A 21,062-nucleotide genomic window follows, 5' to 3' on the forward strand; every position below is an offset into this window, starting at 1 on the left:
AGGACGGCCGCCCCTGGCCTGAACTCGGCCCCACGTTAGATTGACCCCGTGCTCTCTCGCCTCACGCGCCCCCGGGCCGTCGCCGTCTGTGCCCTGCCCGTCGTGGCCCTGCTCGCGACGGCCGCGTTCGCGCCGTTGCCGTTCGCCTTGGCGCAGCCCGGGATGACGGCGAACGTTCTCGGCGACAACGACGGCGACCCGGTCATCACCATCACCGGCGCGACGGTCCGCGAGACGCGCGGTGAGCTGCGGATGACGACCATCGAGGCGACCGGTCCTGACACCCACGTGAGCCTCGGTGACGTACTTGATGGTTGGTTCTCCACCGATCAGGCCGTGATGCCGCGCGACTCGGTCTATCCGAGCGGTGACAGCACCAAGGAGATCGAGGAGCACAACGCGGCCGAGATGAAGGAGTCGCAGGACGCTGCGGCCGAGGCGGCGCTGAAGTATCTGGACGTGGACTCCGGCAAGGTCAAGGTCTCGCTCAAGCTTTCCGATGTCGGTGGGCCCAGTGCGGGGTTGCTGTTTTCGCTGGGGATCGTGGACAAGCTGGACGGTGACGGTGCGGGGGGTGACCTGACTGGGGGGCGGTCCATCGCGGGTACGGGGACCATTGACGCGGATGGGACTGTTGGCGCGGTGGGGGGTGTCGCGTTGAAGACGCAGGCTGCTCGGCGGGATGGGGCGACTGTTTTTCTGGTGCCTGAGGCGGAGTGTTCGGATGCGGAGTCGGAGTTGCCCAAGGGGCTTCGGCTGATTCCGGTTACTACGCTCAAGGGGGCGGTTGGGGCGTTGGTGGCGTTGGAGACGGGGCGGGGGTCTGTGCCGAGTTGTTAGCGGTCGGCTTTTCGGCTGCGGGCCGGTGGGGGCTTGTCGCGCAGTTCCCCGCGCCCCTGAGGGGATCACCGCAACCCGCGTTCGCCAGTTCTGTTCGGACAGGCCCCCAGCCCCATCTCCCCTCTACCTCACCAGCTCCCAGTCCTGCGAGCCGTCCGTTGTCGCGTTCTGCAGCGTCAACGGGGATCCGGCGGTCGCTCCCGTCAGGTACAGGTTCGGGTTCTTCACCGACTGCAGTTTGTAGAAGCCGTCGTCCGTCTTGATGAGGTTCCAGGTGCCCGTGGCGCTGTTGTCGACCCACTGGCCGATCCGCTGGCCGGCCGTCGCGTTGCCGGTCCAGATGGCTGCCGCGCGGCCGCCGGACTTGTTCAGGAGTGTCGTGCCGCCGTTCGGTTCGGTCACCACGTGCCAGTACTGGGTGTCCGGGTCGGCCGCTGAGCCCGGCGCCTCCAGTGCCACGTCGGGCACGTCGCCGTTGCCGAGGTTCGCGTCGTTCGTGTGGTTGCCCGTGCCGATCACCTGGTCGGTCCTGCGGTTGACCAACTGGTAGTAGGCGCCCGCCGACTGCCCCAGGTCGACCTCCGCGAACGCCAGTGTCGAGGTGCCCTGGTTGTTGAGGATCGCGACGCGGCCGGTGCCCTCCACGTACTGCAGGTTGCGGCTGTACGCACCCGGCGACGTCGTCTGGTACTCCTTCCAGCGGCCGTCGCTGCGCCCGCTCTCGTTGACCCAGACGCTGCCGCTGCCGGCCGCGTTGTAGACCAGCCGCCCACCAGGAAGCTGGATGATGACCGGGCTGCCGTTCCTTGTGAGCGGACGGGAGCCGGTGTCGACCGGCAGAGAGCCGACGTCGGTGCCGGTGGCGGAGCCCTTGTAGAACTCCAGCGGGTTGTCGGCGATCACGTACCGGGTGTTGGCTCCGCCGCCCCAGTACTCGAACGGGAGCATCCACTTGCCGTCCGTCGTCCGCACGACGTTCGCCATGCCCGGCCGCCCGCCGCCGATCTCCGTCTTGCCGCCGCCCATGTTGTCGGTCAGTCCCGCCACGTCGACGACGGGAGCGCTCCACGGCGTCGCAGCGCGGCCGTTCCACGTCTTGTGGGCGAGGATCTGGCCGTGCGAGTCCGTGGCGGTGTCGTTGGCGGGGTCCAGCGTCGGGACGCCGGTGCTCGCGTTGAAGCCGGTGTAGTCGTTCTCGTCCGAGTAGTAGCAGACGAGCTTGCCCTTGTGGACCATCAGGTACGGCTCCCAGAGGGGGTCCACCTGCCGGTTCGTGTTCGCGGCGGCGATGTTCTGGCCGACCGCGCCCGCGCTGCCGCCCTGCCAGCCGCCTGTTGCGACGACGTTCTCGACCTTCCAGGTCACTCCGTCGTCCACGCTGGAGTACAGGGCGATCGCGATGTCGCTGCGGTCGCCGTCGTTGGACGGCGTCCAGTTCGGGTCGGCCGCCTTGTGCTCCTTGTAGTAGGCGTCGTCGCCCGACACGACACTCGCGAGGAGCAGCGTGCCCGCCTTGAGGTCGCCGACGTCCTGGGGGAGGGCGTACAGGTAGGGGTTCGTCCAGTTGCTCTTGTATTTGGCGTACTGGGGGTCGCTGGAGAGGTACGCCGGTGCCTTGACCTCCGACAGGGGCTGCCACGACGTTCCGTGGTCGTCGCTCTTGTAGACCGGGAGGGTCTCCCGGTCGGCGCTGCCGGTCGCCGTCACGACGGTGGCCTTCTCGAACGCCGCGACCAGCCGCCCGCTCGGCAGCTGCGCCGACTTCGGGTAGATCGCGCAGTTGCCGCGGTCCTTCAGGCACGGCTCGTTCCCGAGCTGGTAGAGGATCCCGCCCGTCGGGTTGTAGGCCTGCGCACTCGCCATGGGTACCGCCAGCAGCGCGGCCGCCGCGACGAGACTCCCCAGCGCCTTGGTCGGCTTTCGTCTACTCTGCGTTCTCTGCCTGCTCCGCATTGCCCCTCCGGTCGCTCTGTACCGAGTCCATTTGTGACTGCGTAGTCAGGCCGGAGTCTGTGGCTCCGATCCAGGTAGCGTCAATAGTCGTACACTGATTTCGACGTTTCTCTGACAGCGCAGTCCGACGACGCATACGGTGACGCATCCGGTGAGGAAGGGGCTTCAGTGGCCGGTACTCAAGGTCGTGACGGCATCTCGCGGGCCCCGGCGACGAGTTCCGATGTCGCGCGCCTCGCCGGTGTCTCCCAGAAGACGGTCTCGCGGGTCATGAACAACGAGCCGTACGTCCGTGAGGAGCTGCGCACGCGTGTCCTGCGGGCGGCGCAGCAGCTCGGGTACCGCCCCAACGGCGCGGCGCGCAGCCTGACTTCGGGCCGCAGTCGGCGGCTGGGGGTCATCTCCCTGGGCGCCCGCCTCTACGGACCCACGACCATGCTCGTCGCCATAGAGCGCTCGGCGCGCCGGCTCGGCTACTCGGTCAGCGTCGCCCACACCACCGAGGACGACGAACACAGCACCGCCGAGGCCATCGACAGCCTCCTCGAACAGGGCGTCGACGGCATCGTGCTGTCGGAGGCGATCGACGAGGGCAGCCCGGTCAAGGTCTGGCTGGACGTGCCCATCCTCACCATCGGGCGCTTTCCGGGGCTCGTCGCGGCGCGGCGCATCCGCTCGGCGGAGAAGTCGGACCGCAGCGGGTACGTGGCGACGCGGCACCTCATCGACCTCGGGCACACCGAGATCCGGCATGTCTCGGGGCCGGCCCAGTGGTGGGCGTCCCGCGACCGCGCGGACGGCTGGCGCTCGGCGCTGACCGAGGCCGGCCTGCCCGTGGCCGAGCCCGTCGCGGGGGACTGGTCGTGCGCGAGCGGGTACGAGGCGGGGCTGCGGCTGGCGGATGACTCGGCGATGACCGCCGTGTTCGTCGCGAACGACGATATGGCGATCGGCCTGGTCAGGGCGTTGCACGAGCGGGGGCGGCGGGTTCCGGACGAGGTGAGCGTCGTGGGGATGGACGACATTCCGGCCGCCCGTTTCCAGCAGCCCGCGCTGACTACGGTGGCGCAGGACTTCGACGCGGTGGCGACGGAGGGGGTTGGGTTGCTGGTGGAGGAGATTGCGAACCCGGGGTCAGCGGAGCGGGTTCTGCGTGAGGTGGATCCGCCGTTGGTGGTGCGGGAGTCGAGTGGGCGGCCTCGGGTGGGCTGAGGGTGCCGTGGAGGGGGTTGTCGGTTTGCTGCGGGCCGGTGGGGGCCGGTCGCGCAGTTCCCCGCGCCCCTGGAGGGGCCTGCGGCCCCATCGGGGAGTCCGGTGAGGGGTTGGTGGTTTGCTGCGGCGCCGTCGTGGCTGGTGGCGCAGTTCCTCGCGCCCCTGGAGGGGCCTGCGGCCCCGTCGGGGAGTGCGGTGAGGGGTTGGTGGTTTGCTGCGGGCCGGTGGGGGCTGGTTGCGCAGTTCCTCGCGCCCCTGGAGGGGCCTGCGGCCCCATCGGGGGCGCTGGCGAACTGGGGCCGCGCCTGCTTACGCGAGCTGCGGCTTCGGCGGTGACGAGGCCAGGCGCAGGCCGATTTCTACGAGGGTCCAGCCGACCCTCGTGCGCAGGTCCCGCGTAGGGGGCTTGGCCGTGGCGGCGAGGCGGTGGGCGTCGGCCTCGGCTCGGAGGTCGGCGGCTCGGAGGTGGTGGAGGGCGAGGTAGGGCTCGGCGGGGTTCATCGGGCGCGGCCTCTCAGGTCGTGTGGGTCGGGAAGACGTGGGTGTGGACGCGTACCGTCTCCGCTTCCGGGGTGCCCTCGGCCGGGGCCTGGGCGCGGTAGCTGTCGACGAGTTCGTGCATACGGTGGATCAGGTCCAGGGCGGTCTCGGGTGTCAGCCGTAGCGTCATGTCGCTCAGGTCCGACGAACTCCGCCATGCCTCGGACCAGTCGTTCGGGTTGCCCAGCCAGGTCGAGATCTCCTGGGTGTGGGCGTTCGCGACCTCGTGGATGAACAGGTCGGCGGCGCCACGGACGGCCGGGTCGGGGTCCCTGTGCAGGGCGTCGTTGAACCGCACGCCCTCGTGCGCCGCCCGCCACCAGCGTTCCCGGCCCTTGCCGTGCTCGGGCGCGTCCTCGATGAAGCCGTGCGCGGCGAGCTGCCTCAGGTGGTAGCTGGTCGCGCCGCTCGACTCGCCCAGTTTCGCGGCCAGTTGGGACGCGGTGGCGGGTCCGCTGCGCCGCAGCGTGGTCAGCAACTGCATCCGCAGCGGATGGGCGAGACCACGCAGCGAGCGGGCGTCGAGTTCGACTACCTGGGGGGTCGGGGGAGTCGGGGGGATCGGGTCTTCGGGCTGCTCCGGCATGCTTACAAAGGTAGCCTTGCAAAGGAGTGGTTGCAAGGGTTTCTTTGCAACCACTCCTTTGTATTGCAACCACTCCTTTGTGGAGAGTGGGCCTACTCCACAGGCCTACTTCACAAACCCCTCCGCCCGCATCCAGTCCAACGCCACCTGATGCGGATCCTCCCCCTCCACATCCACCTTGGCGTTCAGCTCCTGTGCCACCGCGTTCGTCAGTTTCGCCGTCACCGGGTCGAGGATCTTCGTGATCGCCGGCCACTTCTTCAGGGTCTTCGAGTTGATCTCGGGGGCCGCGTTGTAGTTGGGGAAGAACTTCCGGTCGTCCGCCATCACCGCCAAGCCCATCGACTTGATGCGGCCGTCCGTCGTGAAGACCTCCCCGTACACGCAACTCCCCTTCGCCGCCTGCGTGTAGATGATCCCGGTGTCCATCTGCGTGATGTTCCCTGCGGGCAGGCTCATGCCGTACGCCTTCTCCATGCCCGGCAGTCCGTCCGCGCGGTTGGCGAACTCGCCCTCCACGCACAGCGTCACCGCCTTCGGGCGGGTCGCCGCCAGCTCGGCCACCGCCGACAGTGTCTTCGTGCCGAACTGCTTGAAATTCGACTGGTTCATCGCCAGCGCGTAGGTGTTGTTCAGCGCCGACGGGGACAGCCACGTCAGTCCGTTCTTCAGGTCCGCGTCCCGTACCGCCTTCCACTGCTCGTGCGGGTCGGCGATCGGTTCGCTGTTGCCCTGGTACGTGATCCACGCGGTGCCCGTGTACTCGTACATGCCGTCCGCGTCGCCCTTCTTCACCGCCTCGCGCGCACCGAACGAACCCTGGATGCCCGTACGGTCGAGCACGTCCGCGCCCGCCGCCTCGAAGGCGATGCCCATCATCGCGCCGAGGATCAGGTTCTCGGTGAACGACTTGGACGTCACCGTCAGTTGGGCGCCCTTCAACGGCTTCCCCTTGCCGATCGAGCCCGGTTCGACGTCGTCGACCATCGGCGAACCGCTGGTCAGGCCGCAGCCGGGCGCAAGTGCCGCGAGGAGCACGCAGCCGGCCACAGCCGGCCAAGCCCGCCTGCGCCGCCTCACGTCCCCGCCTCCAACCCCCGTGGCCGCAGCAGTAGTTCGGCCAGCGAGGCCAGCCAGTCCACCAGCAGCGCCAGTACGACGGTCAGGATCGAGCCCAGCATCAGCACCGGCATACGCTGGTTGGTGATCCCGGTCGTGATCAGCACCCCCAGTCCACCGCCCCCGCCGAACGTGGCCAGTGTCGCCGTGCCCACGTTCAGGACGAGCGCCGTCCGCACGCCCGCGAGGATCAGCGGTACCGCCAGCGGGAGTTCGACCCGGGCCAGCACCCACGACGACGACATGCCGATGCCGCGAGCCGCCTCCAGGAGCGTCGGGTCGTTGGCCTTGAGGCCGGCGATGGTGTTCGACAGGACGGGCAGCACCGCGTACGCCACGATCCCGATCAGCGCCGACTTCCGGCCGATGCCCAGCCAGATCACCAGCAGTGCCAACAGGCCGATCGCCGGGGTCGCCTGACCCATGTTGGCGACCGTCATCACCACCGGGGTCGCCCGCCGGAACGCCCTCCGTGTGAGCAGGATGCCCAGCGGGATCGCGATGACCAGCACGAAGAACGTGGAGATCGCCGTCAGTTCGATGTGCTGCCAAAGGGCCTTCGACACCTGCCCGTTGGACAGCGCGTTCTCGGAGATCGGGTCCAGGTCGGCCTGCCGGAACCACAGCCAGGTCGCGAGCAGCACGAGGACCAGGACACCGGGCAGGATCGTCAGCTTCTGCCAACTCGGTCTGGCCGTACGGGACTTGATGGACGGGGAAGTGGCTGCCGGAGTCCCGCCGAGACCCGGTCCCGCTACCGCCTCCTCTCCCCCGACCTCGCCTCCCTCACCTCCCGCTCCTTCTTCCTCCGTCTCCGGGTCCACCGTCGGAGTGGTCACGCCTTCACCACCCCTCCTCGTTCCCCGTCCCCTTCCTGCTCGGCATGCGTCAGGTCCGTCCGTGCCGTCTCCAGGTCGTGCTGCGCCTCCACCGCCTCCAGCCGGTCGGCATCCAGGAGTTCGTGCACGGAGTTCATCAGCGTCTCCATGTCGACAACGCCCTCGTACTCACCGCGCCGCCCGGTCACCGCGACCCGCCCCGCGTTGTCCGTCAGCACCGCCTCCAGCGCGTCCCGCAGGGTCGCGTCCCGGGTCACCGTGTCGGAGACCAGCGTCCCGGCGCGCGCCAGCGAACCCCTGGCCCGCATCAGGTCGCCCCGCCGCAGCCACTTGTACGGGCGGCGCCGCTTGTCGAGCAGCAGGATCTCGTTCGTACCGCTGGACCGGAGCTTGTTGAAGATGTCCTGGAGCGGGTCGTCGACGGCCACCGTCGGGTAGTCGGTGATCTCCACATTTCGTACGCGGGTGAGGTTCAGCCGTTTCAGGGCCGCCCCCGCGCCCACGAACCCGGACACGAAGTCGTCGGCGGGGTTGGTGAGGATCGCCTCCGGGGTGTCGAACTGGGCGATGTGCGAGCGTTCGCGCAGGACCGCGATCCGGTCGCCCAGCTTGATCGCCTCGTCGAAGTCGTGCGTCACGAAGACGATCGTCTTGTGCAGTTCGTGCTGGAGCCGGATCAGCTCGTCCTGGAGGTGGTCCCGGGTGATCGGGTCGACGGCACCGAACGGCTCGTCCATCAGCAGGACCGGCGGATCGGCCGCCAACGCCCTTGCCACGCCCACTCGTTGCTGCTGACCGCCGGACAGCTGACGCGGATAGCGGTCGTGGAACTCGCCGGGGTCCAGGCCGACCAGGTCGAGCATCTCCTCCACCCGCGACTTGATCCGTCCCGTCGGCCAGCCCGTCATCCTCGGGACGAGCGCGATGTTCTGGGCGACCGTCATGTGCGGGAAGAGCCCGGACGACTGGATCGCGTACCCGATCCTGCGGCGTAGCTTCACCGGGTCCATGTCGGTGACGTCCTCGCCGCCGATGCGGATCCGGCCGCCGCTCGGCTCGATCAGCCGGTTGATCATCTTGAGTGTCGTCGACTTCCCGCAGCCCGACGGGCCCACGAAGATCACGGTCTCGCCTGCCTTGATCTCCATCGAGACGTTGTCCACGGCGGGCCGGTCACTGCCCGGATAGCGCTTGGTCAGACCCTCCAGCTCGATGGTGGCCCCATGGGAACTGGTCTCAGACACGGATCCCCCTAGGAATCGTCAGCCGCCCGACGAGCACGTACGCCGCGTCGAACAGCAGCGCGAGCACGATGATCCCCAGCGTGCCGGCGAGCACCTGGTTCAGGGCGTTCTTGCTGCCCAGCGAGGCGATGCCCCGGAAGATCTCGTTGCCGAGCCCCGGTCCGGACGCGTATGCGGCGATGGCCGCGATGCCCATCAGCATCTGCGTCGAGACCCGGATACCGGTCAGGATCGGCGGCCAGGCCAGTGGCAGTTCCACCCGGGCCAGCTGCGCCACCCGGGACATCCCGATGCCCCTCGCCGCGTCGACGAGCGACGGGTCGACCCCGCGCAGGCCCACGATCGCGTTGCGCACGATCGGGAGGAGGCCGTAGAGGGTGAGCGCGATGACCGTCGGCGGCACCCCCAGGCCCACGATGGGGATCAGCAGGCCGATCATCGCGAGGGACGGGATCGTCAGGATCGTCGACGTCGCCGTGGTCGCGAGGTTGCCCGCCCACTCGCTGCGGTAGGTGACGACACCGAGCGTGATCCCGATGACCGTCGCCACGACCATGCACTGGAAGACGGCGCTGGCGTGCTGGAACGCGTCGGTGAGCAGCTGCTGATGGCGGTTTCCGAGGTACTCCCAGAAGTTCACCGCCATCACCCTTCAGCCGGTCCCGGTTCAGTCGCTGTCCTCCAGGGCCGCCTGCTCCACCAGCGGGATGATCCGCAGCGGAACGGGGTTCTCCATGACGATCGCCGTGGCGGCCCGGTCGATGCCATCAAAACCGACGACCCGGTCGATCACCCGCTGGAGATCGGCGTTCGAGCGGGCCACGAGTCGGCACAGCATGTCCCCGCTGCCGGTGGTCGTGTGCAGCTCCAGCACCTCCGGCACGGACGCCAAGTGGGCCCGTACGTCCGGCCCTTGCCCCTGCCGGATCTGGAGCGTCGCGAAGGCGGTGACCGGGTAGCCGAGGGCCGCCGGGTCCACCTGCGGCCCGAACCCCCGGATGACGCCATTCGACTGAAGCCGGTCGAGCCGCGCCTGCGCCGTCCCCCGCGCCACTCCCAGCCGCCGGGACATCTCCAGCACACCGATCCGCGGCTCCCGCGCGAGCAGCACGATGATCCGCCCGTCGAGTTCGTCGATCGTCACAGCGGCCTCCCGAAGTCCTTCGAGCGGATGGTCATCCTGTACAGAAAGCCCGGATGTACGGGCCCACAGCTGAGCAGAATGTCCAGCCACAGTGCAAACTGTTGCGCATCTTGCGAGCCCGGGGCGACGCTTCACCTATGACGCAGACCACACACCACACTCCCGACACCGCCCGGCAGGCAGACCCCTTCCCGGTCAAGGGAATGGACGCGGTCGTCTTCGCCGTGGGCAACGCCAAACAGGCCGCGCACTACTACTCCACGGCCTTCGGCATGCGGCTCGTCGCCTACTCCGGACCGGAGACGGGCAGCCGCGAGACGGCGTCGTACGTCCTGGAGAACGGCTCCGCCCGGTTCGTCTTCACCTCGGTCGTCAAGCCCGCCACCCCCTGGGGCCACTTCCTGGCCGGACATGTGGCCGAGCACGGCGACGGCGTCGTCGACCTCGCCATCGAGGTCCCGGACGCCCGTGCCGCGTACGAGTACGCCGTCGGCCACGGGGCCCGCTCGCTGGCCGAGCCGTACGAGCTGAAGGACGAGCACGGCACCGTCGTACTCGCCGCCATCGCCACGTACGGCCAGACCCGCCACACCCTCGTCGAGCGCACGGGGTACGACGGCCCGTACCTCCCGGGGTTCGCCGCCGCGGCCCCCCTCGTCGAACCGCCCGCCCGGCGCACCTTCCAGGCGATCGACCACTGCGTGGGCAACGTCGAACTCGGCCACATGAACGAATGGGTCGGCTTCTACAACAAGGTCATGGGCTTCACGAACATGAAGGAGTTCGTGGGCGACGACATCGCCACCGAGTACAGCGCGCTGATGTCGAAGGTCGTCGCCGACGGCACCCTGAAGGTCAAGTTCCCGATCAACGAGCCCGCCATCGCCAAGAAGAAGTCCCAGATCGACGAGTACCTGGAGTTCTACGGCGGCGCGGGCGTCCAGCACATCGCCCTCAACTCGGGCGACATCGTCGAGACCGTACGGACCATGCGGGCGGCCGGGGTCCAGTTCCTGGACACGCCCGACTCGTACTACGACACCCTGGGGGAGTGGGTCGGCGACACCCGCGTCCCCGTCGACACCCTCCGCGAGCTGAAGATCCTCGCCGACCGCGACGAGGACGGCTATCTGCTCCAGATCTTCACCAAGCCGGTCCAGGACCGCCCGACGGTCTTCTTCGAGATCATCGAACGGCACGGCTCGATGGGCTTCGGCAAGGGCAACTTCAAGGCCCTCTTCGAGGCGATCGAACGGGAGCAGGACAAGCGCGGCAACCTGTAATCGGCAACCTCCAACCAGCGGATACCGGTGGTCAGTTGGGCGGGCCCGATGCCACGGGCTCGCCCAGCGCCGCCAACGCCTCCCTCGCCGCCGGCACCCCCGCCGGCGAGAAGTACGGGTTGATCCGCAGCGCCTCCTCCAGATGCCTGCGCGCGGGCCCCGCCAGCCCCAACTCCCGCTCGATCATGCCCCGGTGGTACGAGTACAGCGCGCTGCGCACCTCGCCGCCGTGCTCCTTGTCGGTGGCCCGCTTCGCCCAGCCGAGCGCCAACTCGCCCTTCCCCGCCCGGTGCAACGCCCAGCCCAGCGCGTCCGCGACATCGAGGCCCGGCTGCCGTGCCCACTCCGCCCGCAGCCGCCGTACGGCCGACTCCGCGTCCCCGTGGTCCGCCTCGAACCGCCCGAGCAGCAACTCACCGTCCACACCGGCGGCTTGCTCCTTCGCGACCCGGGCCCGCAGTACGCCGTACTGCGCACGTGCTTCTTCCTGTTGCCCCAGGGACTCGTACAACTCGCCCAGCTCCAGCGCGTATTGGGGAGACGGCTGCTCGCCGAGGGCCGTGCGGTAGGCGGTCACCGCCTCCGTCGGCCGTCCCAGGGCCGCCAACGCCCGTCCCTCGCCCGCCCGTGCGGAGCCCAGGCCGGGGTCGAGGCGCAGGGCGGCCTCGAAGTGGTCCAGGGCGGCGGTCGGTTCGCCGCGCTCCCAGGCCAACTCGCCCGCCCGGTACTGCCATTCGGCCTCCTCGGCCGGGGTCGTGGCCCGTGCCGCCGCGTCCGCGAGCGCCGCCTGTGCGTCCTCGCGTCGCCCCTGGTCCCGGTACACGCCCGCCGCCTCCGCCATCACCGCCGGCACGGCCGCTCCGGAACGCAGCCCCTGCAGCCGCTCCAGCGTTCGCTGCACCGCCTTGTAGTCGCCGAGGCCGGTGTACGCGTCGAGCAGCGGTGGGTACGACGTCCAGCGCCCCGGCGCCTCGCGCAGCGCCGCCTCGCCCCACTTCCGGGCGGCCGGGAAGTCACGGCGGGTGTTCGCGAGCGCGGCCAGCCCGCCGAACGCCTCCGCGTTCCCGCCCGGGCGCACCTTGACCGACGTACGCAGCGCCCGTTCCGCCCTGGGGAAGTCGGTGGCGTCCGCCGTCCGCCGACCGCGCTCCACGTACGCCGAGCCGAGCTGCGCCCAGGCCTGTCCGTCACGCGGATGGGTGCGTACGAACGCCTCACGGTCGCCGATGAGCGCCGCCAGGTCGGGCAGCGCGGCGGGCGCCCCGGCGGTCACCGCCCGTTCAGCGCGGGCCGCCGGACCCGGCGCCGGTGGTGAGTCGGGCCGGTCCAGGGGCAGCAGCATCAGGGCGCCGCCGAGTACCGCACACCCCGCGAGTGCGGCGATCAGCGGGCGCGGGAGGACACGAACGCGGGCTCTCTCCATCTCCATGGCGCTCACTCTGCGTCAGTACGACGACCGGATTCCCGTACCGAAAGCGCCTCGCAGACGGGGTTCACACCGATGGCCCCGGGTGCGACGCTGTGATCATGAGCCGTATCCAAGCCGCACCCGACGAAGCCCAGGGCAACCTCACGGACCGGCTGCTCGCGGAGCTGCCGGCCGAGGCGGTGCTCACCGATCCGGACGTCACGTCCGCCTACGCGAACGACATGGCGAGCTTCTGCGAGGCCGGGACCCCGGCCGTGGTCGTACTGCCGCGCACGGTCGAACAGGTCCAGCACGTCATGCGCGTCGCCACCGAACTGCGCGTCCCGGTCGTCCCGCAGGGCGCCCGTACCGGACTGTCCGGCGCGGCCAACGCCTCCGAGGGCTGCATCGTGCTGTCGCTGGTGAAGATGGACCGGATCCTGGAGATCAGCCCGGTCGACCGCATCGCCGTCGTCGAGCCCGGCGTCATCAACGCCACGCTCTCCCGCGCCGTCAACGAACACGGCCTGTACTACCCCCCGGATCCCTCCAGCTGGGAGATGTGCACGATCGGCGGCAACATCGGCACCGCGTCGGGCGGACTGTGCTGTGTGAAGTACGGGGTCACGGCCGAGTACGTCCTCGGGCTGGACGTGGTGTTGGCCGACGGGCGGCTCATGTCCACCGGGCGGCGGACCGCGAAGGGTGTCGCCGGGTACGACCTCACCCGGCTGTTCGTCGGCTCTGAGGGCTCGCTCGGCATCGTCGTACGGGCGGTCCTTGCCCTGAAGCCGCAGCCGCCCCAACAGCTGGTGCTCGCCGCCGAGTTCGCGTCGGCGTCCGCCGCCTGCGACGCCGTGTGCCGGATCATGGAGGGCGGTCACGTTCCGTCCCTCCTCGAACTGATGGACCGTACGACCGTCAAGGCCGTCAACGACCTGGCGAACATGGGACTGCCGGAGACCACCGAGGCCCTGCTGCTCTGCGCCTTCGACACCCTCGACCCCGCGGCCGACCTGGCCGCCGTCGGCGCGCTCTGCGAGGCGGCCGGGGCCACCCAGGTGGTCCCCGCCGACGACGCCGCCGAGTCCGAACTGCTCCTCCAGGCGCGGCGGTTGTGCCTGGTCGCGCTCGAAGCGGTCAAGGGCACGACGATGATCGACGACGTGTGCGTACCCCGGTCGCGCCTCGGTGAGCTGCTGGAGGGCGTCGAGCGCATTGCCGAGAAGTACAAGCTGACCATCGGGGTCTGCGCCCACGCGGGCGACGGCAACACGCACCCCACGGTCTGCTTCGACGCCCAGGATGCCGACGAGTCCCGGCGGGCCCGCGAGTCCTTCGACGAGATCATGGCCCTCGGCCTGGAACTCGGCGGCACGATCACCGGGGAGCACGGCGTCGGCATCCTCAAGAAGGAGTGGCTGGCACGCGAACTGGGCCCCGTGGGCATGGAGATGCAGCGGGCGGTCAAGGCGACCTTCGACCCGCTGGGCATCCTCAACCCGGGCAAGCTGTTCTGAGGCCTGTGCGGTACGCGTCACTCGCCGTCCTGGGATTCGTCCGACGGCCACGGGTCGCGCAGCCACAGGTCGTCGGCCGGGGTGGGCGCGAGCAGCTCGGCGAGGCCGTCGTCGATACCGAGCTGCTCGGCCTCAGAGCCCGGGGGGACCGCCCGGAGGGTGCGCTCCAGCCACGCGGACACCTGAGCGGCGGGCGCCTCCAACAGGGCGTCTCCGTCGGGTGAACTCAGCGCCATCAGGACGACGCTGCGCCCGTCGACCTTCGTCGGCCACACGCGCACGTCACCGTGCCCGCACGGCCGGAACACCCCCTCGACCAGGAGTTCGCGGGCGAACGTCCAGTTCACGGGGTTCTCGGAGCTGATGTGGAAGGCGATGTGGACGGCGAATGGATCGTTGGTGCGGTAGGTCAGCCGCGCCGGGACGGGGATGCTCCGCTCCGGCGACAGGATGAGTTTCAGCTCCAGTTCCCGTTCCACCACGGTGTTCATGGCGTGCGTCATGGCGGTACTTCCTCTCTCGTCGAACCTGTCGTGCGGGGTCCGTGTCGGGCCCGCAAGAGGAGAGAGGGCGCAGAGGCGTCAGCATTACGCGAGTTTCCGGGAAGTTTTTCGGAGATGTTTCTTGCGAACGATGTCGAACGGTGTCCAACGGTGGCGGACCCGTCGCGACAGATGGCAGAAGCTGTCACGAACGAGGTAGGTAGGGCACGAGGGGCATCGATGAGTGCGCCCGTCTGATAGATGTGGGGCACCCCAAATGACCCCCGAGCAGATACGGGACGACGGACATGAGCGCCCCAACCCCGGCCCCCGGTGACGACAGGCCCCGCGAAGGGTATTACCCGGACCCTTCCATTCCTGGATATGTCCGGTTCTGGAACGGCACCGCCTGGGTGCCGGGCACCAGCCGTCCCGCGCCGTCCGACGGTGCGTCGGCCGTGGCGCGGGTCGAGGAGACCGGGCCGCACTTCTTCGACGAGGAGCCGCAGTCGCAGGCCGCCGAGCCGCGCCGGGCGACCCCCGCGGAGGCCCAGCACGGCAGCCGGCCCGAACCGGCGTCCGCCTGGGGCGCCGACCGCTCCCACCAGTCCGGCTTCGGCGGAAACCGGGACCGCCAGGTCTCCTGGGGCTCCCCGGCGGCCGACCCCCGGGTGACGAACGAGCCCCCGGCCCAGCCGGACGGGCGCTCTGCCCGTACGGACGGCACGGCGACCATCCCGCCCGCCGAGCCGGACACCGGTGACGTGCCCGAGTCGGGCACGTTCGTGTTCCGCCGGCCCACCCCCGGACCGGCCGCAGTCGGAGGCGGTGGCGCGGAGGGAGGCGTTCCCGGCACCCGTGGCCCCGTCCCCTCCGAGAGCACCATGACCTTCCGTGCGCTCTCCCCGCGCACGGAGCGCGAGGGCGGGGCCGACGGCGCGCAGCCGGGGAGCACGGGCTCGCCGGGGGGCGCGCAGGGCCCGGTCACGGCACCCGCGCCCGCGTCCGGTTCCGGTGGCTTCGGCGCCGGCAAGGCCGCGGCCGCCCGCGCCGCCGCGGCCCAGGGCGCCAACCCCGCCCTGCTGCCCGCGACCCCGGCCGTCCCCCAGCAGAACAGTCCCGGCGCCGGTGCGCCCATGGCCCCCGGCGTCGGCGGCGGCCAGCCCTCCTGGGCCCAGCAGGTGGGCCGCCTGGCCGCGCCCGAGGAGGGCGGAGAACCGCGCCTCGCGCCCTGGAAGCCGCCCGTCGAGGACGTGTTCCAGGCCGCCGCCCGCAGACAGGCGTCGGCCCGTCCGGCGGGCCTCGGCAAGCGGCTCGTGGCACGGCTCGTGGACACGCTGGTCCTCGGCGCCCTCACCGCCACGGCCGCCGTACCGCTGGGCACCATGGCCGTCGACCACATCACCGGCAAGATCGACGCGGCCAAGCTCTCCGGTGAGACCGTGACCGTATGGCTGCTGGACGGCACGACCGGGCTGTACCTGGGCATCGTGATCGCCGTACTGCTGCTCGCCGGGATCCTGTCCGAGGCGTGGCCCACCGCCAAGTGGGGCCGCACCCTCGGCAAGAAGCTGGTCGGCCTTGAGGTCCGGGACATCGAGGGTCACGAGCCCCCGTCGTTCGGCCTGGCCCTGCGCCGCTGGCTCGTCTACGGCGTCCCCGGACTCCTCGGCATCGGCGTCGTGGGCGTCCTGTGGTGCCTGTTCGACCGCCCGTGGCGCCAGTGCTGGCACGACAAGGCGGCGCACACGTTCGTCGCGGGCTGAGCCCGTACAGATAGAGGGCGGCCGGGTACGGCGTACGACTCACCGGATTCGGTACCCCGGACGGCCGCTCGCCGGATGCGGAGCCCGGCGGTTCGCGGTCGACTCGGGCCATGAGCAGCGAACCGCCCCCCGGCGCCGGTCAGCAGCCACCGGAAGACGACGACCCGTTCAGGAAGCAGCAGCCGCCTCCGTCGTACGGCGCAGGCGATCCGTACGGCAGCTCAGGTCCGGCCGGCGGCGGCTCGCCGTACGGCGGCGGAGCCGGTTCGCCGTACGGAGCCGGCGGCGGTGATCCGTACGGCGGGGCCGGTGACCCCCTCGCGGGCATGCCGCCCCTCGCCGACAGCGGGCGGCGCGTGCTCGCGCGGATCATCGACATGATCCTCGTCGGGATCGTCGTCTGGCTGCTCACCTGGGGCTTCAACGTCAACGAGTACGAGGTCGACAGCGACAAGATCGAGTACGGCCGCTCGCTCGGCCAGTCGCTCATCGCCGCCGTGCTCTACATCGCGTACGACACGATCATGATGTCCCGGACCGGGCAGACCCTCGGCAAGAAGTGGCTCGGGCTCCGGGTGGCCAACCTCGACAACGGCTCCACGCCCTCCGTGCAGACTCTGCTCATCCGGTCGCTCGTGCTGTGGATCCCGTTCGCGTTCTGCTGCGCCTGCATCTGGACGGCGATCGCGGGCGGTTGGAGCTTCTTCGACAAGCCGTACAAGCAGGGGCTGCACGACAAGGCGGCCAAGACGGTGGTGGTCAGCACGGGTTGACCAACCCCGGGGACGGAAACGGCGGTTGGGCGGGTCTGCATGACGCAGGCTCGCCCAACCGCCGTTTCCGTACGGGGTGGTTCAGTCCTGGTGCACCGAGGAGGCCTGCACCGGGACGCGTTCGCGCGGAGCCGCCGGGGCGGCCGACGAGGCGACGACCTGTGAGGTCGCCCGGGACTGCTTGGGGCGGGGCACGGTCATGGCGACGAGCAGCCCCAGGACGAGTCCCACGAGGGCGATCAGTACGACCCCCGGGCCCGAACTCGTCTGAGACAGCAGCAGCATGGCGAGCGTCGAGAGGATCACGGTGCACGAACCGTAGGCGAGTTGTGCGGCGGTCGGACGCGGCGCGGTCGGACGAGTCAGACGAGTCGGACGAGGCATGGCAATCGAGTCCTCGTTGGATTCGGGGGTGAGGGGAGCGTGTCGGCCTGGTTTTCCACCGGACATCCGGCGTTCCGCCGACCGACTCTAATCGCGTGCATGCCCGAGTGGAACGCGCAGTAAGCGTGACCTAACCCACGGCTCCGGAGCACAGGGGGCGCACGGAGTCATGGCGTCCATCAATTGGACGCGCCCGCGCGCCGGTTGGGCGACAGATCGGACGTGCCCCTGATGTCCGTATAGCGAACACAAGGCGCAGGTCATCTCCGCATAATGCAATTGACCTGCTCAAGTCAAGGTCTGTCTTTTCTCCTCAACCTCTAGTCAAATTGCGTCACTTGACTACACGCGTATACCGCGCGCGGACAGATTCCGAACCGGGAACCCCCCATCCGCGCGGACGGACGCGGGGGAGGACCCTCAAGTGACCAGCAGACCCTGGACGTTCAGAACGGCGGCCGTCGGCGTGGCACTCGCCACAGCCGCCGCCACCTTCTCCACCTACGCCATCGCGCAGGCGGACTCGGGCGCCGCGGCGGCGCTCAACCGGCACGACCCGGCGGAGCAGCAGCACGCCGAGCAGGAGCACGACCTCGACGGCCCGCTCAGCAAGACCCAGGAGGCCCAGCGCGAGGAAGCCCTCAACCAGGTCATCTCCGGCGAGGCCACGGCCAAGAACCGTGACGGCTCGCAGGTCGTGCAGCTCAAGAGCGGCAAGGGCAAGGGCAAGTACGTCGAACTGGGCCGGGAGAAGACCGACAAGATCTTCACCATCCTGGTCGAGTTCGGCGACCAGATAGACAGCCGCTACGGCGGCACGGTCGGCCCGCTCCACAACGAGATAGCCGAGCCGGACCGCACGCAGGACAACAGCACGGCCTGGCAGGCGGACTACAACACCGAGCACTTCCAGGAGCTTTACTTCGGCACCGGCAAGAACGTCGAGTCGATGAAGAAGTACTACGAGAAGCAGTCCTCGGGCCGCTACTCGGTCGAGGGCACGGTCTCGGACTGGGTCAAGGTCCCCTACAACGAGGCCCGTTACGGCTCCAACCTGGCCAACGACGGTGCCTGGTACGCCGTTCAGGACGGTGTCACCGCATGGGTCGCGGCGCAGGAGGCGGCAGGCGCGACCGACGCGGAGATCAAGGCGCAGCTGGCCGAGTACGACCAGTGGGACCGTTACGACTTCGACGGTGACGGCGACTTCAACGAGTCCGACGGCTACATCGACCACTTCCAGATCGTGCACGCCGGTGAGGACGAGTCCGCGGGCGGCGGCGCACAGGGCGAGGACGCCATCTGGGCGCACCGCTGGTACGCGTTCGGCACCGACGCCGGTTCGACCGGCCCCTCGGGCAACCTGCTCGGCGGCGCGCAGATCGGCGACACCGGCATCTGGGTCGGCGACTACACGATCCAGCCGGAGAACGGCGGACTCGGCGTCTTCGCCCACGAGTTCGGCCACGACCTCGGTCTGCCGGACCACTACGACACCACCAACACCGGTGAGAACTCGACCGGGTTCTGGACGCTGATGTCGTCCGGTTCGTGGCTCGGCACCGGCGGCGACAACATCGGCAACCTGCCCGGTGACATGACCGCCTGGGACAAGCTCCAGCTGGGCTGGCTCGACTACGACACGGCGAAGGCCGCGACGAAGTCCAGCCACAAGCTGGGCGTCGCCGAGTACAACACCAAGAACGCGCAGGCGCTGATCGTCGAGCTGCCGAACAAGACGGTCACCACCGAGGTCGTCACCCCGGCGCAGGGCGCGACCCAGTGGTGGAGCGGCAGCGACAACAACCTCTCCAACACGCTGACCCGTTCGGTCGACCTCACCGGCAAGTCCTCGGCCACCCTGACCCTGGACGGCTGGTACGACATCGAGGCCGACTACGACTACCTCTACACCGAGGTCTCCACCGACGGCGGCGCCACCTTCACGCCCCTCGACGGCACGGTCGACGGCGCTGCCATCCCGCGCGACGGCAGCGGCAAGCCGGCGCTCACGGGCACGGTCGACGCGTACAAGAAGCTGTCGTACCCCCTGGACGCCTACGCGGGCCAGGAGTTCACCCTGCGCTTCCGCTACACCTCGGACGGCGGTGTCTCCCAGAAGGGCTTCACGGCCGACGAGATCACGGTCACCGCGGACGGCGCGACGGTCTTCTCCGACGACGCGGAGAGCGCGGACGCGGCCTGGACGACGAAGGGCTTCTCGCGCATCGGCGCGGGCATCACGGACGACTACCCGCAGTACTACATCGCCGAGAACCGCCAGTACGTGTCGTACGACAAGACCCTCAAGGTCGGCCCGTACAACTTCGGCTTCTCGACGACCCGTCCGTCGTGGGTCGAGCACTTCCCGTACCAGAACGGTCTGCTGATCTGGAAGTGGGACACCTCCCAGAAGGACAACAACGTCACCCAGCACCCGGGTGTCGGCCTGGTCCTCCCGGTGGACGCGCACCCGACCCCGCTGAAGTGGGCTGACGGCACGCTGATGCGCAGCCGCATCCAGTCCTACGACTCCCCGTTCAGCCTGTCCCGCACGGACGCCCTCAAGCTCCACAAGGCGGACGTGCTCACGAAGGTCGCCTCCCAGAAGGGCGTGTCGACCTTCAACGACCACACCTCCACGTACTACGACGCGGCGACCCCGCTCGCGGGTGTGAACGTCACTGACACCAACACCAAGATCAAGATCGTCAAGGAGGCCTCCGACGGCTCCACGATCTCGGTCCAGGTGGGCCCCGCAGTGAAGTAATCCACATAACCGCAGGTCAAACCATGATCGGCCGTGACCCCCTGGCGGGTCGCGGCCGATCGTGTTTAGGTGCCTCCTGTGGCTTTCTTATTGACACCGAGTCCCACGGGGGGTTGACCGCATGGCCGCAGGAGGTTTCTGCAAGCTGCCCAGTGGCAGCGTGGTGGTGGCGCTGAACCTGCCCAGCCCCACCGCCCCGACCACGGCGGTCGGCCCGCCCGGCGTACGCGTCCTGGTCCTGGCCCAGAACCGCGCCCGGGCCCTGACCCGGCTGCGCAACCTGGGCCTGCGAGCGGTCTACCTCCGGGGCAACGCGGCCCCGCCCACTCCCGACGAGATCACGGCCGTCCTCCACCACCCCGACGGCCTGATATGGCGCACGGCCCCGGACAACAGCGTCCCGCCGACGGCACTGGAGCGGACGGAACTGTGGCATCCGATCAGGTCGCTGCTGCGGAGGCCGGCGGCGCGGGCGTGAGGGTGCCTGGGTGCCTGGGTGCCTGGGTGCCTGGGTGTCTGGATGTCTCCGTCCCTCCGTCCCTCCGTCCCTGGACCTAGTCCCACCGCCGGATGTGACCGCCCGGCGTACGCCCATACCCTCGCCGTATGACGGCAGAAGCTGACGCTCCCCCCACCGGACCCACCGGACCCACCGGACCCACCGGACCCACCGGACCCCGCGGTATCGAGCAGCGCATGCGTGAGGCGCTGGAGCGCCTCGACAGGGACATCGACGTATGGGTCGCCACGGCCGACGCCACCGGCGAGCCGACCCTCGTGCCGCTCGCCTTCTGGTGGGACGGCGAGGCGGTGTGGCTGGCCACCCGCGACACCAACCCGACCGGCCGCAACCTGATCGCCTCGGGCCGGGTGCGCCTCTGCTTCGGCCACACCCGGGACGTGGTCCTGATGCACGGCACGGCTCGCGTACTGTCCCGCGAGGAGCTGCCGTCCGGGGTGGGCGACGCCTTCACGGCGAAGGACGGCTGGGACCCGCGCGAGGACCACGCCTCGTACGTCTGGTTCCAGGTCACCCCGGATCTGATCCAGGCCTGGGGAACGGTCGCCGAGATGCGGAACCGGGACCTGATGCGCGACGGCAAGTGGCTGGTCCGGGGCGACTGAATCGGGGGTCGTTGGTTTTTTCGCCCCCGCCGCCCCTACCCGTTCCCATCCCTGGGGGCTGCGCCCCCCTCGTC

The 21,062-nt window shown here is 69.7% G+C and carries 20 protein-coding genes; 9 read left to right on the plus strand and 11 right to left on the minus strand.

Annotation, left to right across the window (positions count from 1 at the left end; translation table 11 throughout):
* Window positions 1–48 precede the first annotated feature (48 nt).
* A complete protein-coding gene (locus tag ACWCRB_RS03745; RefSeq protein ID WP_450994454.1) occupies window positions 49–840 on the plus strand; it encodes a S16 family serine protease in 792 nt (263 codons plus the stop codon).
* Between the two features lie 123 nt (window positions 841–963).
* Here the strand turns inward: ACWCRB_RS03745 and ACWCRB_RS03750 are convergent, their stop codons facing one another.
* The gene (locus ACWCRB_RS03750; protein ID WP_450994455.1) at window positions 964–2,703 is read right to left on the minus strand and encodes an RICIN domain-containing protein; all 1,740 of its coding nucleotides are present in this window, start codon (window positions 2,701–2,703) and stop codon (window positions 964–966) included.
* Window positions 2,704–2,961: 258 nt separating this feature from the next.
* Between ACWCRB_RS03750 and ACWCRB_RS03755 the strand changes: the two genes are divergently transcribed.
* On the plus strand, window positions 2,962–4,005 hold the full coding sequence (locus ACWCRB_RS03755; RefSeq protein ID WP_450994456.1) for a LacI family DNA-binding transcriptional regulator: 1,044 nt from the start codon (window positions 2,962–2,964) through the stop codon (window positions 4,003–4,005).
* Between the two features lie 309 nt (window positions 4,006–4,314).
* On the opposite strand, the gene ACWCRB_RS03760 is transcribed toward ACWCRB_RS03755, so the two are convergent.
* The 7 genes from ACWCRB_RS03760 to ACWCRB_RS03790 form a co-directional block, all read right to left on the minus strand.
* Window positions 4,315–4,506, minus strand: a complete 192-nt coding sequence (locus tag ACWCRB_RS03760; protein WP_450994457.1) for a hypothetical protein — start codon at window positions 4,504–4,506, stop codon at window positions 4,315–4,317.
* A gap of 13 nt (window positions 4,507–4,519) precedes the next feature.
* A complete protein-coding gene (locus tag ACWCRB_RS03765) occupies window positions 4,520–5,131 on the minus strand; it encodes an ArsR/SmtB family transcription factor (RefSeq protein ID WP_450994458.1) in 612 nt (203 codons plus the stop codon).
* A 105-nt stretch (window positions 5,132–5,236) separates the two neighbouring features.
* Window positions 5,237–6,118: a glycine betaine ABC transporter substrate-binding protein gene (locus ACWCRB_RS03770; RefSeq protein WP_450994473.1), complete on the minus strand. Its 882-nt coding sequence runs from the start codon at window positions 6,116–6,118 to the stop codon at window positions 5,237–5,239.
* A gap of 89 nt (window positions 6,119–6,207) precedes the next feature.
* Window positions 6,208–7,089, minus strand: a complete 882-nt coding sequence (locus tag ACWCRB_RS03775) for an ABC transporter permease (protein WP_450994459.1) — start codon at window positions 7,087–7,089, stop codon at window positions 6,208–6,210.
* A complete protein-coding gene (locus ACWCRB_RS03780) occupies window positions 7,086–8,333 on the minus strand; it encodes a betaine/proline/choline family ABC transporter ATP-binding protein (protein WP_450994460.1) in 1,248 nt (415 codons plus the stop codon). The genes ACWCRB_RS03775 and ACWCRB_RS03780 overlap by 4 nt, the downstream gene beginning before the upstream one ends.
* Window positions 8,326–8,973, minus strand: a complete 648-nt coding sequence (locus ACWCRB_RS03785) for an ABC transporter permease (RefSeq protein WP_450994461.1) — start codon at window positions 8,971–8,973, stop codon at window positions 8,326–8,328. The genes ACWCRB_RS03780 and ACWCRB_RS03785 overlap by 8 nt, the downstream gene beginning before the upstream one ends.
* A gap of 27 nt (window positions 8,974–9,000) precedes the next feature.
* Window positions 9,001–9,477 (minus strand): Lrp/AsnC family transcriptional regulator, encoded by a 477-nt coding sequence (locus ACWCRB_RS03790; RefSeq protein WP_450994462.1) that lies wholly within the window; start codon window positions 9,475–9,477, stop codon window positions 9,001–9,003.
* 137 nt (window positions 9,478–9,614) lie between these two features.
* Here ACWCRB_RS03790 and hppD point away from each other — a divergent pair, with 137 nt between their 5' ends.
* Window positions 9,615–10,760 (plus strand): 4-hydroxyphenylpyruvate dioxygenase, encoded by a 1,146-nt coding sequence (gene hppD, locus ACWCRB_RS03795; RefSeq protein WP_450994463.1) that lies wholly within the window; start codon window positions 9,615–9,617, stop codon window positions 10,758–10,760.
* 31 nt (window positions 10,761–10,791) lie between these two features.
* Here the strand turns inward: hppD and ACWCRB_RS03800 are convergent, their stop codons facing one another.
* Complete coding sequence (locus tag ACWCRB_RS03800) at window positions 10,792–12,189, minus strand: tetratricopeptide repeat protein (protein WP_450994464.1); 1,398 nt, start codon at window positions 12,187–12,189, stop codon at window positions 10,792–10,794.
* 92 nt (window positions 12,190–12,281) lie between these two features.
* On the opposite strand from ACWCRB_RS03800, the gene ACWCRB_RS03805 reads away from it, so the two are divergent.
* On the plus strand, window positions 12,282–13,688 hold the full coding sequence (locus ACWCRB_RS03805) for an FAD-binding oxidoreductase (protein ID WP_450994465.1): 1,407 nt from the start codon (window positions 12,282–12,284) through the stop codon (window positions 13,686–13,688).
* Between the two features lie 17 nt (window positions 13,689–13,705).
* Here ACWCRB_RS03805 and ACWCRB_RS03810 read toward each other — a convergent pair whose 3' ends face one another.
* Window positions 13,706–14,179, minus strand: coding sequence for an SsgA family sporulation/cell division regulator (locus ACWCRB_RS03810; RefSeq protein WP_105974374.1), 474 nt, complete (start codon window positions 14,177–14,179; stop codon window positions 13,706–13,708).
* Between the two features lie 299 nt (window positions 14,180–14,478).
* Here ACWCRB_RS03810 and ACWCRB_RS03815 point away from each other — a divergent pair, with 299 nt between their 5' ends.
* Complete coding sequence (locus ACWCRB_RS03815) at window positions 14,479–15,936, plus strand: RDD family protein (RefSeq protein ID WP_450994466.1); 1,458 nt, start codon at window positions 14,479–14,481, stop codon at window positions 15,934–15,936.
* Between the two features lie 110 nt (window positions 15,937–16,046).
* Window positions 16,047–16,709: an RDD family protein gene (locus ACWCRB_RS03820; RefSeq protein ID WP_450994467.1), complete on the plus strand. Its 663-nt coding sequence runs from the start codon at window positions 16,047–16,049 to the stop codon at window positions 16,707–16,709.
* Between the two features lie 81 nt (window positions 16,710–16,790).
* Here the strand turns inward: ACWCRB_RS03820 and ACWCRB_RS03825 are convergent, their stop codons facing one another.
* On the minus strand, window positions 16,791–17,093 hold the full coding sequence (locus tag ACWCRB_RS03825) for a hypothetical protein (protein ID WP_450994468.1): 303 nt from the start codon (window positions 17,091–17,093) through the stop codon (window positions 16,791–16,793).
* Window positions 17,094–17,517: 424 nt separating this feature from the next.
* Here ACWCRB_RS03825 and ACWCRB_RS03830 point away from each other — a divergent pair, with 424 nt between their 5' ends.
* From ACWCRB_RS03830 to ACWCRB_RS03840, 3 genes are all read left to right on the plus strand, one after another.
* Window positions 17,518–19,863, plus strand: a complete 2,346-nt coding sequence (locus tag ACWCRB_RS03830) for an immune inhibitor A domain-containing protein (RefSeq protein WP_450994469.1) — start codon at window positions 17,518–17,520, stop codon at window positions 19,861–19,863.
* 121 nt (window positions 19,864–19,984) lie between these two features.
* Window positions 19,985–20,341, plus strand: a complete 357-nt coding sequence (locus tag ACWCRB_RS03835; protein ID WP_235478307.1) for a hypothetical protein — start codon at window positions 19,985–19,987, stop codon at window positions 20,339–20,341.
* A 218-nt stretch (window positions 20,342–20,559) separates the two neighbouring features.
* On the plus strand, window positions 20,560–20,988 hold the full coding sequence (locus ACWCRB_RS03840; protein ID WP_450994474.1) for a pyridoxamine 5'-phosphate oxidase family protein: 429 nt from the start codon (window positions 20,560–20,562) through the stop codon (window positions 20,986–20,988).
* The last annotated feature ends 74 nt before the right edge of the window (window positions 20,989–21,062 follow it).

The sequence above is a fragment of the Streptomyces sp. NPDC002156 genome, from assembly GCF_053593675.1.